Source organism: Streptomyces flavidovirens DSM 40150, from assembly GCF_000429085.1.
In the GTDB taxonomy this organism is placed as follows: domain Bacteria; phylum Actinomycetota; class Actinomycetes; order Streptomycetales; family Streptomycetaceae; genus Streptomyces; species Streptomyces flavidovirens.
This window is the reverse complement of the sequence record NZ_AUBE01000006.1, coordinates 112840-127846: the sequence shown is the minus strand read 5'-3', so window position 1 is coordinate 127846 and position 15007 is coordinate 112840. Positions and strand designations below refer to the sequence as shown.

Here is a 15007-nt window from a genome sequence, read left to right as displayed (position 1 = left end):
CGGTCCTCGAACCCGGCGCGCTGAAAGTGTCAGCGCGTTCGGCGACCGATGACCGGGACCGCACGAAAGAGGAGCAGCAACCCATGCCCGTATACGACTACGTCGTCGTCGGGGGCGGCACCGCAGGTTCGGTGATCGCGTCCCGGCTGACCGAGGACCCGTCGGTCAGCGTCGCCGTCATCGAGGGCGGGCCGACCGACGTCGACCGGCCCGACGTCCTGACCCTGCGCCGCTGGATGGGCCTGCTCGGCGGTGAGCTCGACTACGACTACCCCACCACCGAGCAGCCACGCGGCAATTCCCACATCCGGCACAGCCGGGCCCGCGTCCTGGGCGGCTGCTCCTCGCACAACACCCTCATAGCCTTCCAGCCCCTGCCCTCCGACTGGGACGAGTGGGAGACCGCGGGCGCCAAGGGCTGGGGCGCCGCTTCCATGGCGCCGTACTTCCACAAGCTGCGCAACAACATCGTGCCGGTCGACGAGAAGGACCGGAACGCCATCGCCCGCGACTTCGTCGACGCGGCGCAGGACGCGATCGGCGTACCGCGCGTCGAAGGGTTCAACAAGAAGCCCTTCCACGAGGGCGTCGGCTTCTTCGACCTCGCGTACCACCCCGAGGACAACAAGCGCTCCTCCGCCTCGGTCGCGTACCTGCACCCGTTCCTCGACCGGCCGAACCTCCACCTCATGCTGGAGACCTGGGCGTACAAGCTGGAGCTCGACGGAACGCGCGCCACCGGTGTGCGGGTCCGGACGAAGGACGGCGAGGAAGTTCTCGTGGAGGCGAGCCGTGAGGTCCTCGTGTGCGCGGGCGCGGTGGACACCCCGCGGCTGCTGCTGCACTCCGGCATCGGGCCCAAGAAGGACCTGGAAGCGCTCGGGATTCCCGTCGTGCTCGACCTGCCCGGCGTCGGTGAGAACCTGCTCGACCACCCCGAGTCGGTCATCGTCTGGGAGACGGACGGGCCGATACCCGAGAACTCGGCGATGGACTCCGACGCGGGTCTGTTCGTACGGCGGGACCCGGCGAGCCGCGGACCGGACCTGATGTTCCACTTCTACCAGATCCCGTTCACCGACAACCCGGAGCGGCTCGGCTACGAGCGGCCCGAGCACGGCGTGTCGATGACCCCGAACATCCCCAAGCCGCACAGCCGCGGCCGGCTCTTCCTGACCAGCGCCGATCCGGCCGTGAAGCCCTCGCTGGACTTCCGTTACTTCACGGACGAGGACGACTACGACGCCCAGACGCTCGTCGACGGCATCCGCATCGCCCGCGAGATCGCGAAGAGCGAGCCGCTCGCGAAGTGGCTCAAGCGTGAGGTCTGCCCCGGCCCTGAGGTCACCTCCGACGAAGACATCAGCGAGTACGCCCGCAAGGTCGCGCACACCGTGTACCACCCGGCGGGTACCTGCCGAATGGGAGATTCCGCTGATGAACTTGCCGTAGTGTCACCGGACTTGAAAATCCGTGGCCTCGAAGGCATCCGTATCGCCGACGCATCCGTCTTCCCGACGATGCCCGCCGTGAACCCGATGATCGGGGTCCTGATGGTCGGGGAGAAGTGCGCCGAACTGCTTGCCGCAACGACAACACCGGGAGGTGATGCGTGATGACCGCTGCTGAACATACGAAACCCACGACAGACACGAACGCCGCCGAACCGGTCTTCTCCGTACGGAATCTGTGGAAGGTCTTCGGGCCCAAGGCCGACCGAATACCGGCGAACCCGGAGTGCGCCGAACTGTCCGCCGAGGAGCTGCGGGCCCGCACCGGCTGCACCGCCGCCGTGCGCGACGTCTCCTTCGACGTACACAAGGGTGAGGTCTTCGTCGTCATGGGGCTTTCGGGCTCCGGCAAGTCCACCCTCGTACGCTGCCTGACCCGCCTCATCGAGCCGACCTCCGGCGCCATCGCCATCGACGGCGAGGACGTCCTGTCCATGGACAAGTCGCGGCTGCGCGAACTGCGCCGGCACCGCGCCTCCATGGTCTTCCAGCACTTCGGCCTGCTGCCGCACCGCTCGGTCCTCGACAACGTCGCCTATGGCCTGGAGATCCAGGGCGTGGGGCGGGCCGAGCGCCGCGCCAAGGCCGCCGAGGTCGTCGAGAAGGTCGGCCTCGCCGGGATGGAAGAGCGCCGTCCCGGCCAGCTCTCCGGCGGGCAGCAGCAGCGCGTGGGCCTCGCCCGCGCCCTCGCCGTCGACCCCGAAGTCCTCCTCTTCGACGAGCCGTTCAGCGCGCTCGACCCGCTGATCCGCCGCGACATGCAGGAAGAAGTCATCCGCCTGCACCGCGAAGAGGGCCGCACCATGGTCTTCATCACCCACGACCTCAGCGAGGCGCTGCGGCTCGGTGACCGGATCGCGCTGATGCGCGACGGCCGGATCGTGCAGCTCGGCACCCCCGAGGAGATCGTCGGCTCGCCCGCCGACGACTACGTACGCGACTTCGTCCGCGACGTGGCGCGCGAGCAGGTCATGACCGTACGCACGGCCATGCGCCCCGCCGACGACGCGCGCGAGACCGAGACCGGTGCCTCCGTCTCTCCCGACGCCACCGTCTCGGCCGCCATCGAGGCCGTCGCCCGCACCGGCGAGCCCGCCCGCGTCATGGAGAACGGACGCTGCATCGGCATCGTCGACCACCAGGGGCTGCTCGCCGTTGTCGCGGGTCTCGGGCCCTCGGACCAGAAGGCGGTCGCCGCATGACGGCGGCCGTCACCGCGCCGCCGAAGGACAGGCCGGCGGTCACTGCCGGGCGGTTCGCCGCGGTGGTACGTCACCGCGCCGGCCGCAAGCTGCTGGCGCTCGCCGTCGCCGCGTTCGTGCTCGTACCGCTCGGCGCCGCGCTGTGGGGCGGCGGCAGTTGGCCGGCCGGCCTGACCGTCGACGTGTCGGGTCCGCTCGACGACGCCAACGCATGGGTCATCGACAACCGCGAGTCCCACCCCCTCTTCCTGTACTTCCTGCTGCATCTGTCCAACACCGCCACCGACGCGGTCGACGCCGTCTACAACGGCCTGGACTCGCTCGGCTGGGCCGGGTTCGCCGCCATGGGTGTCCTCTTCGCGTGGCGCGCCGCCGGACTCGGCCGGCGCGGCGCGAAGACGGCGGGCATCGCGGCCGTCGTCTTCGCCGTGTGCGGGCTGCTCGGCATGTGGGACGCCACGCTGCTCACCATCGCGCTGATGGTCGTGGCCGTCACGGTCGCCTCCGTGCTCGGCATCCTGCTCGGGCTCGCGGCCGGACTGTCCGACCGCTTCCACCGGATGCTGCGGCCGGTGCTCGACACCATGCAGGTCATGCCGGCCTTCGCGTACCTGCTGCCGTTCGTGCTCGTCTTCGGCACCGGTACGCCCGCCGCCCTCTTCTGTACGGTCATCTACGCCGCCCCGCCGATGGCCCGCCTCACGGCCCTCGGGCTGCGCGGCGCCGACGCCGGGGTCCTGGAAGCGTCGGCCTCCCTCGGCGCCGGCGGCTGGCAGCGGCTGTGGACGGCGCGGCTGCCGCTCGCCCGCAAGGAAATGCTGCTCGGCCTCAACCAGACGATCATGATGGCGCTTTCGATGGTCGTCATCGCGGCGCTCGTCGGTGCCGGCGGCCTCGGCGAAGAGGTCTACTCGGCGCTGTCCACGGTCGACGTCGGCAAGGCCCTCGCGGCCGGCATCCCGATCGTGCTGATCGCGGTCTGGCTCGACCGTACGACCGCGGCGGCGGGCGAGCGTATCGGCACGTCCGTGCCGGGTGGCTCGCGGCTGCTGCACGGGTGGCGGGCGTGGGCGCTGGTCGCCGCGGTGACCGCTGCCGTTGCCGCCGCCAACCGTGCGCTGGCGCCGCTGACCTGGCCGGAAGGCTGGACGTACGACATCTCCACGCCCGTCAACAAGGCGCAGGACTGGGTCACCGAGCACCTCGCCTCGGGCATTCCGGTCCTCGGCGGCACGGAGGTGTGGTCGGAGAACTTCACCCTGTGGGTGCTCAACCCGCTGCGTGACGGCCTGGTGTGGCTGCCCTGGTGGGCCCTGCTGCTGACCGTGGCGGCGCTGGCGTGGCTGGTGGGGTCGTGGGCGACCGCGCTCACCTCGACGCTCGCGATGGGTGCCATCGGCGTACTCGGCGTATGGACGAAGTCCCTCGACACGCTCTCCCAGGTGATCGCGGCGCTCTTCGTGACGCTGCTGCTGGGCTTCGCGCTCGGCATCGCGGCGGCGCGGGCGGGGCGCTTCGAGCGGTGGATGCGGCCGGTGCTGGACGCGATGCAGACGATGCCGCAGTTCGTGTACCTGATCCCGGTGGTCGCGCTGTTCGGTGTCACGCGCGCGTCCGCGATCATCGCGGCCGTCGTGTACGCCCTGCCGGCCGTCGTCCGCATCACCACCCAGGGCATCAGGGAGGTCGATCCGTCCGCCCTGGAGGCCTCGCGCTCCCTGGGCGCCGGCTCCCGGCAGCAACTCTTCCAGGTGCAGCTTCCGCTGGCCCGCCCGGCGCTGCAGCTCGCTGTCAACCAGGGTGTCGTGCTGGTGCTCGCCGTGGTCGTCGTCGGCGGTCTCGTCGGCGGTGGCGCGCTCGGTTACGACGTGGTCAAGGGCCTTTCGCGCGGCGAGATGGGGGTCGGCATGACGGCCGGCGCCGCGATCGTCTGCCTCGGGCTCGTACTGGACCGCCTCACCCAGCCCGGCGCGGGCCGCTCCCGCGGCCGTAACGACGGCTGACGCCCCCTCCCTTTTGCCTCATTCCTGCCAGAGAAGAGAGTCACCCCCACCATGCGCATGAATACGGGAAATACGCGAAATACCCGAGTACTCCGCACGGCCACCGCGGCCGCCGCCGCCCTCGGCCTGCTCGCCCTCAGCGGGTGCGGCGCCGCCGAGACCGGCAAGAGCCAGGAGGCCGGTGACAAGAAGACCGTGAAGCTCACCGTCCCGTCGTGGGTCGGCGCGCAGGCCAACACCGCTGTCGCGGCGTACCTCCTGGAGAAGGAGCTCGGCTACACCGTCAAGACCCAGCAGATGGGCGAGGTCCTCGCTTGGGACGCGCTGTCGAAGGGCGACATCGACGGGATCCTGGAGGACTGGGGCCACCCCAAGGAGGAGAAGAGTTACGTCGACACCAAGAAGACCGTCGTCAGGGGCGGCGACCTCGGTGTCACCGGGCACATCGGCTGGTTCGTGCCGAAGTACTTCGCGGACAAGCACCCGGACGTCACGGACTGGAAGAACCTCAACAAGTACGCCGACGAGTTCAAGACCGCGGAGAGCGGTGACAAGGGCGAGATCCTCGAAGGGTCGCCCGACTACGTCACCAACGACGACGCGATCATCAAGAACCTGAAGCTGAACCTCAAGACGAACTACTCGGGTTCCGAGGCCAGCCAGATCACGGCCATGAAGAAGTACGCCAAGGCCAAGAAGCCGTTCCTGACGTACTGGTGGACGCCGCAATGGCTGAACGCCGAGATCGACATGGTCGAGGTCAAGCTGCCGGAGTACAAGGAAGGCTGCGACGCCGACCCGAAGAAGGTCGCCTGCGCGTACCCGAAGACGCCGCTCCAGAAGTTCTTCAACGCGGACTTCGCGAAGAACGGCGGCAAGGCGGCCCAGTTCCTGAAGAACTTCAAGTGGACGACCGAGCAGCAGAACGAGGTCGCCCTGATGATCGCTGACGAGAAGCTGTCGCCCGAGGCCGCGGCCGAGAAGTGGGTCAAGGCGAACGAGTCGACGTGGAAGGCCTGGATGCCGAAGAAGTAGGCCTTGCCGTGCCCGCTGTGCCCGCCATACCCGGCGGGCACGGCCGGCCCGTTCGCTTCGATCCGGTCTCAGCGCTTGAAGGCGCCCGGCGTGTAGTGGCCGGGGACCATGCGGGTCGTCACGGCGAAACGGTTCCAGGAGTTGATGACCGTGATCACGGCGGTGAGCTGGGCCAGTTGGGCTTCGTCGAAGTACTTGGCGGCCTTCTCCCACACCTCGTCGGGGACGAACCCCTCGGTCAGGACGGTCACGGCCTCCGTGAGTTCGAGCGCCGCGGCCTCCCGTTCCGTGTAGAAGTGCCGGGACTCCTCCCACGCGGCGAGCTGGATGATCCGCTCGATCGTCTCGCCGGCGGCGAGCGCCTCCTTGGTGTGCATGTCGAGGCAGAAGGCGCAGTGGTTGATCTGTGAGGCGCGGATCATGACCAGCTCGACGAGGACCGGGTCGAGGCCCTTCTTCGCCGCGGCGGACAGCGCGGTCATGGCCTTGTAGACCTCGGGGGCCAGTTTCGCCATGTTGAGGCGGGGGGTGTGCTCGGGGGCGTACTCGGTGTTCGCAGTGGTCTGGTTCATCGTCATGGGTACGACGGTAGGGGGCGAGCAGCCCAGCGGTATGGTCCACTTCCGTGACAGATTCATGGGCCACCTACGGGGTCGATCTGCATGTCGAGCTGCGCGGTCCGGGGCTGCGCGCGGGCCTGATCAACGCCCTGCGCGAAGCCGTTCGTACGGGCAGGCTGCCCGCCGGTTCGCGGCTGCCGTCCTCCCGGTCGCTCGCCGTCGACCTGGGGGTCGCCCGTAACACCGTCGCCGACGCGTACGCCGAACTGGTCGCCGAGGGCTGGCTCACCGCCCGCCAGGGCTCGGGCACGCGGGTGGCGCGGCGGGCCGTGGCCGCGCCGCGCAGGGCCGCGCCCGCCGCCGTGGCGCGGCACAGTGCGCGCCGCGAACCGGCGTACAGCCTCATGCCGGGCTCTCCGGACCTCGCGTCGTTTCCGCGTGCCGAGTGGCTGAAGGCGGCCAGGCGGGCGCTGACCGCCGCGCCGCACGAGGCGTTCGGGTACGGCGATCCGCGCGGGCGCGTGGAGCTGCGTACCGCCGTCGCCGAGTACCTGGCGCGGGCGCGCGGCGTGCGCGCCACGCCGGAGCGGGTCGTCATCTGCTCCGGCTTCGTGCACGGGCTGATGCTCGTGGCGAAGGTGCTGAGGCAGCGGCGCGTACGGGAGGTGGCGGTCGAGTCGTACGGTCTCCACATCCACCGGGACCTGCTCACGGAGGCCGGGCTGCGCACTCCGGCGCTGGGTTTGGACGGGCTCGGCTCGCGCACCGGGGAGCTGGGCGAGCTGCGGGGCGCGGGGGCGGTGCTGCTGACGCCGGCCCACCAGTTCCCGATCGGGGTCGCACTGCGTCCGGACCGGCGCGCGGCCGCCGTGGACTGGGCGCGCGGTACGGGCGGACTGATCCTGGAGGACGACTACGACGGGGAGTTCCGCTACGACCGGCAGCCCGTCGGCGCCCTTCAGGGGCTCGATCCGGAGCGGGTCGTCTACCTGGGGACGGCGAGCAAGTCGCTGGCGCCGGGGCTGCGGCTGGCCTGGATGGTGCTGCCGGAGACGCTGGTGGAGGAGGTGGCGGCGGCCAAGGGGATGGTCGACTGGGCGTCGGGCGCGGTGGACCAGCTCACGCTCGCGGAGTTCATCACCGCGGGGGCGTACGACCGTCATGTGCGTTCCATGCGGCTGCGCTACCGGCGGCGGCGCGACCAGCTCGTGGCCGCGCTGGCGGAGCGGGCGCCGGACGTACGGGTGACGGGAATCGCCGCGGGGCTGCACGCGGTGCTCGAACTGCCGGCGGGCACGGAACGGTCCGTGGTGCAGGCGGCGGCCTGGCACGGGCTCGCGCTGGCCGGGGTGGGCGGCTTCCGCCACCCGTCGGCGGAGCGGGACCGGGACGCGCTGGTCGTCGGGTACGCGACGCCGCCGGACAGTGCGTGGGCGGGGGCGCTGGACGCGCTGTGCCGGGCGCTGCCGTGACGGCTCGCGCTCGGGCGACGGGGGAGAGAGGAGCCCCGGCCGGACGGGGGGACCGGCCGGGGCGGCAGGGGGTGGGTGCGGCTGTCGCCACGCGGCGGAACGTTCCGCCCCACGTAAAGATGAACGATAAACCATCCCTGTGGGTTCCCCTTCGGCGCCCTCAGTCCTCCGCTTTCGCCGAAGAGGCCGGGGCCGTCCCGTCCGGCGCCGCGTTCGCCGTAACCGTCGCCTCGCCGAACCGGGCCAGGGCCAGCGCACCCGCCACCGCCACCGCGAAGCCCACGGCCGCCCAGGCCGTCAGGCCCTCGCGCGTACGGTCGCCGAGCCACACGACACCCACGACGGCGGGACCGACCGTCTCGCCGACCACCATGCCCGCCGTCGCCGTCGTCACCGAACCGCGCTGGAACGCCGACGTGAGCAGCAGGAACGCCGTACCGCCGGCCAGCAGAAGGGCGTACACGGCCGGATTGGCGACGAGCGCCGACGGCGCCAGGTCGTCGATCAGCCGCACCGAGACCGACACCACCCCGAAGCCCGTGCCCGCGCCGAAGCCGAGGACCAGGGCGCGGGCCCGGCCCGGCAGACGGCCCGCCACCGCGCCCGCGAGCAGCACGGCGAAGGTGACGCCGAGCAGGGCGTACCGCAGGGCGGGCGGGCCGCCGCTGCCCCCCTGCGCGCCGACGGAGAGCCCGAGCAGCGCCAGGCCCGCGCAGACCACGGCCACCGCGGCCCACTCCAGGCCCCTGAGCCGGACCTTCAGTACGGGCGCGGCGACCACCGCGGTGACGGCCAGGCTCCCGGCCTGGGCCGCTTCGACGGCGTAGATGGGGATGGTGAGCAGGGCCACGACCTGGAGCGCGAAGCTGAGTCCGAAGAGGGCGAGACCGACGACGTAACGCCACTGACGCAGAGCGCGCAGCACCAGCGTTACGTCGACTCCGCTGCCGGTGCCGAGCTGCGCGGCGCGGGCCGCGACGGCCTGGAGTACGGAGGCCGTACCGATACAGACCGCCGAACTGAGCGCGCAGATCATCCCGAGGATCACAAAACGACTCTAGAGGGGTAGAGATCGAGCACCGGGTTCCGCCGGCGGGAGCGGGCCATCTAGTCTGTCGGTCGGTCTTGAGAATCGGTTCGAACGACGGGGGAGTGGCCGGGACATGGCGGCACGACGGCGCAAACTGAGGTCGGGCACAGTCCTGCTCGGCGGCATGGGCGTCCTCGCGGCGACGCTCACCGCCTGCGGCTCGGAGCCGGACCAGCGGTGCGTGGACCCGGTCACCAAGGAAGTGCTGCCCGACTACAAGTGCGACGACGATGACCGCACCAGCAGCGGCAGGTACTACTACGGCGGCCGCGTCAGCGACGGCAAGGTCACGGACGGCAGCTTCGACAAGTCCGCGGTCGACCGGGGCGGCTTCGGCTCCTCCGGCTCCGGCGGCGGCTGACAGAGCCCCCCGGGCTCAGGCACGCAGGCACTCACCGATGAAGCGACACACGATCGAACCCCGCCCCGGCTGGCAGCAGACCGTCGAGGAGCAGGGCCTCATCTACCCGCTGACCCGCTTCCCCGACGGGTCGCTGCGCCCCTACTGGGACGAGAGCGCGTACTACGAGTTCACGCTGCCCGAGGTCGAGGCGATGGAGGAGGTCGTCGAGGAACTGCACGCCATGTGCCTGGCGGCCGCCGCGCACATCGTCGAGCACGACCGCTTCGCCGACCTCGGCATCACGGACCCGCGCCTGGCGTCGAGGATCGCCACCTCGTGGCGGCGACGGGCCGAACTCCCCTCCATCTACGGGCGTTTCGACCTCCGGTACGACGGCACGGGTCCCGCCAAGATGCTGGAATACAACGCCGACACGCCCACCTCGCTGGTGGAGGCGGCGAGCCCCCAGTGGTTCTGGATGGAGGAGCGCTTCCCCGGCGCCGACCAGTGGAACTCCCTGCACGAGCGGCTCATCGACGCGTGGAAGCACCAGGCGCACCTCCTGCCGCCAGGGCCGCTGCACTTCGTCCACTCGGACGGCGACGAGCTCGGTGAGGACCTGATGACGGTCGCGTATCTGCGCGAGACCGCCCAGCAGGCGGGACTCGACACCGAGGCGCTGTCCGTCGAACAGATCGGCTGGGACCGGCTCTCCGGCCGCTTCGTCGACGGACAGCTCCGCTTCATCCGGAGCTGCTTCAAGCTCTACCCGTGGGAATGGCTGACGACCGACCGCTTCGGGCCGCACGTCCTGAACACCCTCGACAACGGTGGCGGCACCGGCACCACCCTGTGGATCGAGCCGGCCTGGAAGATGCTGCTCTCCAACAAGGCGCTGCTCGCGATCCTCTGGGAGCTCTACCCCGGCCACCCGAACCTGCTCGCCGCCTACCTCGACGGCCCCCGCGAGCTGGCCGCCCCCGACGGCCCCGGTTACGTCGCCAAGCCGCTGCTCGGCCGCGAGGGGGCGGGCGTCACGATCCACGAGCCGGGCACGGCTCCTGCGGCGCAGGGACAGCCCGTCTGCTACCAGGAGTTGGCGCCCCTGCCCGACTTCGACGGCAACCGTGTGGTGCTCGGTGCGTGGGTCGTCGAGGACGAGGCGGCGGGGCTCGGCATCCGCGAGTCGTCGGGCCTGATCACGGACGAGTACGCCCGCTTCCTGCCGCACGTAATCCTCTGACGGCAGCCGGCAGCCGGCAGCCGACGGGCCGTTCTCCGCACCCCTGCCGTGCGTTCGCCGGGCCGTGCCGTAGCTGCCACGGCCCGGCGAACGCACGATCGCAGGCGGACCCTTCCCTTCCCCCGCCTCCTAGCCCGCCAGCACCGCGCCCAGCTGGTCGAGACCCCAGTCCAGGTCCTCCTTGCTGATCACCAGCGGTGGGGCGATCCGGATGGTCGAACCGTGCGTGTCCTTGACCAGGACACCCCGGTCCATCAGCTTCTCGGAGATCTCCCGGCCGGTGCCGCGCGACGGTGTGATGTCGATGCCCGCCCACAGCCCCCGGCCGCGCACCGCCTCCACCGAGCCGCCGCCCACCATCAGGCCCAGTTGCTGGTGGAGGTGGTCACCCAGCTCGGTGGCGCGCTGCTGGAACTCGCCCGTGCGCAGCATCGCGATGACCTCCAGTGCGACCGCGCAGGCCAGCGGGTTCCCGCCGAACGTCGAACCGTGCTCGCCCGGCCCGTACACCCCCAGCACCTCGGCCGACGACACGATGGCGGACACCGGCACGACCCCGCCGCCCAGCGCCTTGCCGAGGACGTACATGTCGGGGACGACGCCTTCGTGCTCGCAGGCGAAGGTCTTGCCCGTACGCCCGAGGCCGGACTGGATCTCGTCCGCGATGAAGAGCACGTTCCGCTCGCGGGTCAACTCCCTTACGCCCGCCAGGTACCCGGCCGGCGGCACCAGGACCCCCGCCTCGCCCTGGATGGGTTCGAGCAGCACGGCGACGGTGTTTCCCGTCATCGCCGCGTCGAGCGCCGTCAGGTCCCCGTACGGCACGATCTCGAAGCCCGGCGTGTAGGGGCCGAAGTCCGCGCGGGCCTCGTGGTCCGTGGAGAAGCTGACAATGGTCGTCGTACGGCCGTGGAAGTTGTTGGCCGCGACGATGATCTTCGCCGTGCCGTCCAGCACGCCCTTGACCTGGTAACCCCACTTGCGGGCCGTCTTCACCGCGGTCTCCACCGCCTCGGCCCCGGTGTTCATCGGCAGCACCATGTCCATGCCGCACAGCTCGGCGAGCCGCGCGCAGAACTCGGCGAACCGGTCGTGGTGGAAAGCCCTCGAGGTCAGCGTCACTCTGTCGAGCTGCGCCTTGGCGGCATCGATGAGGCGGCGGTTGCAGTGGCCGAAGTTGAGCGCGGAGTACCCGGCGAGCATGTCGAGGTAGCGGCGGCCCTCGATGTCGGTCATCCAGGCTCCGTCCGCCGATGAGACGACGATGGGGAGGGGGTGGTAGTTGTGCGCGCTGTGCGCCTCGGCAGAGGCGATGGCGGCTTGGGTGGTCGACACGGGGTCTCCGATCGTCGAAACAAATCCATCCGGCGAGGGGCAGGCTGGTGCCCCTTTCTATCGTCGCTCGTATGCCGGACGAAGAAACCATGCTTGGCGCCGCGGCCGCTAGGGTGGCCGGTACGCACGGCGACTGGCGTACGCGGAACAGACCGCGGGGAATCCGTGCGGGGAACAACAGCACGAGGTGCCGCCCGCCTGGGCACCCCTGGGATCACGACCGGACACTGACCGCTCGCCCCGGAGGACACGATGAATCTCCCCCTCAGCCACCCCGCCCTGTCCGCAACGGACCCCGAACTCGCCGCACTGGTCGGCGCCGAGGAACGACTCCAGGCCGACACCCTGCGCCTGATCCCGAGCGAGAACTACGTCTCGCAGGCCGTTCTCGAAGCCTCCGGCACCGTCCTGCAGAACAAGTACAGCGAGGGCTACGCGGGCCGGCGCTACTACGAGGGCCAGCAGAACATCGACCAGGTCGAGCGGCTCGCCACCGCCCGCGCCAAGGCCCTGTTCGGCGTCGACCACGCCAACGTCCAGCCCTACTCCGGCTCGCCCGCCAACCTCGCCGTCTATCTCGCCTTCGCCGAGCCCGGTGACACCGTGATGGGCATGGCCCTGCCGATGGGCGGCCACCTCACCCACGGCTGGGGTGTCTCGGCCACCGGCAAGTGGTTCCGCGGCGTCCAGTACGGCGTACGCCCCGACACCGGGCTCATCGACTTCGACGAGGTCCGCGACCTCGCGCTCAAGGAGCGCCCGAAGCTGATCTTCTGCGGTGGCACCGCCCTCCCCCGCACCATCGACTTCGCGGCCTTCGCGGAGATCGCCCGTGAGTCCGGCGCCGTGCTCGTCGCGGACGTCGCCCACATCGCAGGCCTCATCGCCGGCGGCGCCCACCCGTCCCCGGTCCCGCACGCCGACGTCATCTCCACGACGACCCACAAGACCCTGCGCGGCCCGCGCGGCGCGATGCTGATGTCCCGCGAGGAGCACGCGAAGGCCATCGACAAGGCCGTCTTCCCCGGCCTCCAGGGCGGCCCGCACAACCAGACCACCGCCGCCATCGCCGTCGCCCTCCACGAGGCGGCCCAGCCCTCCTTCCGTGACTACGCGCACGCGGTCGTCGACAACGCCAAGGCGCTCGCCGGGGCACTGCTCGCCCGCGGCTTCGACCTGGTCTCGGGCGGCACCGACAACCACCTGATCCTGATGGACCTCACCCGGAAGGACGTGCCCGGCAAGGTGGCGGCGAAGGCGCTCGACCGGGCCGGGATCGTCGTCAACTACAACACCGTCCCCTACGACCCGAGGAAGCCGTTCGACCCCTCCGGCGTCCGCATCGGCACTCCTTCCCTCACCTCGCGCGGTCTCGCCACCGAGCACATGCCGGCCGTCGCCGACTGGATCGACCGGGGCGTCACCGCCGCCCGCACCGGCGACGAGGACGCACTCGCCACGATCCGCGCCGAGGTCGCGGACCTCATGGCCGCCTTCCCGGCACCGGGCCTTTCGAGGGACTGACGTCCCTCGCGCTCGGAAGGCGCAACCCCCTTTACGAATCGATGAGTTGCCGATGCGGCCCCGGCGGGATCAGGGCCCGGGTCCCCCTGACCCTGATCCCGCCTGGCCGCGATTTCCACGCGCGCTCCATGGTGGTCACGCCTTCCAGCCGCAGCGCCAGACCCTCGGCCCGTTGCCACAGGACCGTCGGCCCCGCCGCCCCGACCTGCGGCGCGTACGGCCGGCTCTTGTCGTCCAGGAGCCCCAGCGTCAGCCGGTGGCCCTCCGGGAACCACAGGGCCGTCTGCCCGATCCGCCACCCGCGCCGCGCCCGGGCCCGCACCCGCTCACCGCGCCGCAGCGGCTCCGCCACCGGTACGGGCACCGCTTCCGCGACCGCCGGATCGGCCGATTCCGGTATCACCGGACCGGCGCCCAGCAGCGCCGCCTCCCGCCCCGTCGCGGCCCGCAGGCGACTCGCCGAGCGCACTGTGTTTCTCGTCTCATTCGCGACAATTCGCAGCAACCACGGCCGGAAGGCCGAGCCGTCCCTGAAGCGCCCCAGCATCGTCGATGCCGATGCGGTCCCCCTCCAGGGCCCCCGCCCGCGTCCTCACACTCTTGATACACCGGAGAGCCGAGTCGGGTTCCACACCTGAGAGAATGAGTTCATGGCCTCTGATCGTCCTCGCGTGCTCTCCGGCATCCAGCCCACCGCAGGCTCGTTCCACCTCGGCAACTACCTTGGCGCCGTACGCCAATGGGTCGCTCTCCAGGATTCGCACGACGCCTTCTACATGGTCGTCGACCTGCACGCGATCACGGTTCCGCAGGACCCTGCCGAACTGCGTGCCAACACCAGGCTCGCCGCCGCCCAGCTGCTGGCCGCCGGCCTCGACCCGGACCGCTGCACGCTCTTCGTGCAGAGCCACGTGCCCGAGCACGCCCAGCTCGGCTGGGTCATGAACTGCCTCACCGGCTTCGGCGAGGCCTCCCGCATGACGCAGTTCAAGGACAAGTCCGCCCGGCAGGGCTCCGACCGCGCCACCGTCGGCCTCTTCACGTACCCGATCCTCCAGGTCGCGGACATCCTGCTCTACCAGGCCCATCAGGTCCCGGTCGGCGAGGACCAGCGCCAGCACATCGAGCTGACCCGCGACCTCGCCGAGCGCTTCAACGGCCGCTTCGGCGACACGTTCACCGTCCCGGCGCCGTACATCCTCAAGGAGACGGCGAAGATCTTCGATCTCCAGGAACCGGCGATCAAGATGAGCAAGTCGGCGTCGACGCCGAAGGGCCTGGTCAACCTGCTCGACGAGCCCAAGGTGACCGCGAAGAAGATCAAGAGCGCGGTCACGGACACGGACACCGTGATCCGTTACGACGCCGTGGAGAAGCCGGGCGTCAGCAACCTCCTCACCATCTACTCCACGCTCACCGGCGAGACGATCGCCGAGCTGGAGAAGAGGTACGAGGGCAAGATGTACGGCGCGCTCAAGACGGACCTCGCCGAGGTGATGGTGGAGTTCGTCACGCCGTTCCGGACCCGCACCCAGGAATATCTGGACGACCCGGAGACGCTGGACTCGATCCTGGCCAAGGGCGCCGAGAAGGCCCGTACGGTCGCCGCGGAGACCCTCGCCCAGGCCTACGAGAAGGTCGGGCTGCTGCCCGCCAAGCACTGAGGGCGGGCAGCCGGCCGGATGTCCC

Annotated in this window: 12 protein-coding genes, 1 pseudogene and 1 riboswitch; of the genes and pseudogenes, 9 read left to right on the top strand and 4 right to left on the bottom strand. The window is 70.6% G+C overall.

Annotated features, from left to right (window positions below; all coding sequences use genetic code 11):
* The first annotated feature begins 83 nt into the window (after positions 1 to 83).
* Genes G412_RS0111725 through G412_RS0111710 form a run of 4 tightly spaced genes read left to right on the top strand, consistent with a single transcriptional unit; the run spans position 84 to position 5751 of the window.
* The gene (locus tag G412_RS0111725) at positions 84 to 1616 is read left to right on the top strand and encodes a GMC family oxidoreductase (RefSeq protein WP_028812268.1); all 1533 of its coding nucleotides are present in this window, start codon (positions 84 to 86) and stop codon (positions 1614 to 1616) included.
* Positions 1616 to 2713 carry a quaternary amine ABC transporter ATP-binding protein gene (locus G412_RS34100; RefSeq protein ID WP_051338295.1) on the top strand — a complete coding sequence of 366 codons (1098 nt, stop codon included), beginning with the start codon at positions 1616 to 1618 and terminating at the stop codon, positions 2711 to 2713. The genes G412_RS0111725 and G412_RS34100 overlap by 1 nt, the downstream gene beginning before the upstream one ends.
* Positions 2710 to 4716, top strand: coding sequence for an ABC transporter permease (locus G412_RS34095; RefSeq protein WP_037648537.1), 2007 nt, complete (start codon positions 2710 to 2712; stop codon positions 4714 to 4716). Before G412_RS34100 ends, G412_RS34095 begins: the two co-directional genes overlap by 4 nt.
* Before the next feature lie 57 nt (positions 4717 to 4773).
* A complete protein-coding gene (locus G412_RS0111710) occupies positions 4774 to 5751 on the top strand; it encodes an ABC transporter substrate-binding protein (RefSeq protein WP_106964081.1) in 978 nt (325 codons plus the stop codon).
* A gap of 68 nt (positions 5752 to 5819) precedes the next feature.
* Here the strand turns inward: G412_RS0111710 and G412_RS0111705 are convergent, their stop codons facing one another.
* Positions 5820 to 6329, bottom strand: a complete 510-nt coding sequence (locus G412_RS0111705; RefSeq protein ID WP_028812266.1) for a carboxymuconolactone decarboxylase family protein — start codon at positions 6327 to 6329, stop codon at positions 5820 to 5822.
* Between the two features lie 47 nt (positions 6330 to 6376).
* Here G412_RS0111705 and pdxR point away from each other — a divergent pair, with 47 nt between their 5' ends.
* A complete protein-coding gene (gene pdxR, locus G412_RS0111700) occupies positions 6377 to 7783 on the top strand; it encodes a MocR-like pyridoxine biosynthesis transcription factor PdxR (protein ID WP_028812265.1) in 1407 nt (468 codons plus the stop codon).
* Between the two features lie 160 nt (positions 7784 to 7943).
* On the opposite strand, the gene G412_RS0111695 is transcribed toward pdxR, so the two are convergent.
* Entirely contained in the window at positions 7944 to 8819 is an 876-nt protein-coding gene (locus tag G412_RS0111695; protein ID WP_037648648.1) for a DMT family protein, read from the bottom strand.
* A gap of 127 nt (positions 8820 to 8946) precedes the next feature.
* On the opposite strand from G412_RS0111695, the gene G412_RS0111690 reads away from it, so the two are divergent.
* Together G412_RS0111690 and G412_RS0111685 are read left to right on the top strand one after the other, a co-directional pair.
* Complete coding sequence (locus G412_RS0111690) at positions 8947 to 9234, top strand: hypothetical protein (protein WP_028812263.1); 288 nt, start codon at positions 8947 to 8949, stop codon at positions 9232 to 9234.
* Positions 9235 to 9271: 37 nt separating this feature from the next.
* Positions 9272 to 10459, top strand: a complete 1188-nt coding sequence (locus tag G412_RS0111685) for a glutathionylspermidine synthase family protein (RefSeq protein WP_028812262.1) — start codon at positions 9272 to 9274, stop codon at positions 10457 to 10459.
* A 129-nt stretch (positions 10460 to 10588) separates the two neighbouring features.
* On the opposite strand, the gene rocD is transcribed toward G412_RS0111685, so the two are convergent.
* Positions 10589 to 11794, bottom strand: a complete 1206-nt coding sequence (rocD, locus tag G412_RS0111680) for an ornithine--oxo-acid transaminase (protein WP_028812261.1) — start codon at positions 11792 to 11794, stop codon at positions 10589 to 10591.
* A 119-nt stretch (positions 11795 to 11913) separates the two neighbouring features.
* Positions 11914 to 12005: riboswitch (ZMP/ZTP riboswitch) on the top strand.
* Between the two features lie 41 nt (positions 12006 to 12046).
* Between rocD and G412_RS0111675 the strand changes: the two genes are divergently transcribed.
* Positions 12047 to 13318 carry a serine hydroxymethyltransferase gene (locus G412_RS0111675; protein WP_028812260.1) on the top strand — a complete coding sequence of 424 codons (1272 nt, stop codon included), beginning with the start codon at positions 12047 to 12049 and terminating at the stop codon, positions 13316 to 13318.
* Between the two features lie 370 nt (positions 13319 to 13688).
* On the opposite strand, the pseudogene G412_RS37930 reads toward G412_RS0111675, so the two are convergent.
* Positions 13689 to 13862, bottom strand: a pseudogene (locus G412_RS37930) (siderophore-interacting protein); the annotation flags it as partial.
* Between the two features lie 106 nt (positions 13863 to 13968).
* Here G412_RS37930 and trpS point away from each other — a divergent pair.
* Positions 13969 to 14982 (top strand): tryptophan--tRNA ligase, encoded by a 1014-nt coding sequence (gene trpS, locus G412_RS0111665; protein ID WP_037648534.1) that lies wholly within the window; start codon positions 13969 to 13971, stop codon positions 14980 to 14982.
* Positions 14983 to 15007: the final 25 nt, after the last annotated feature.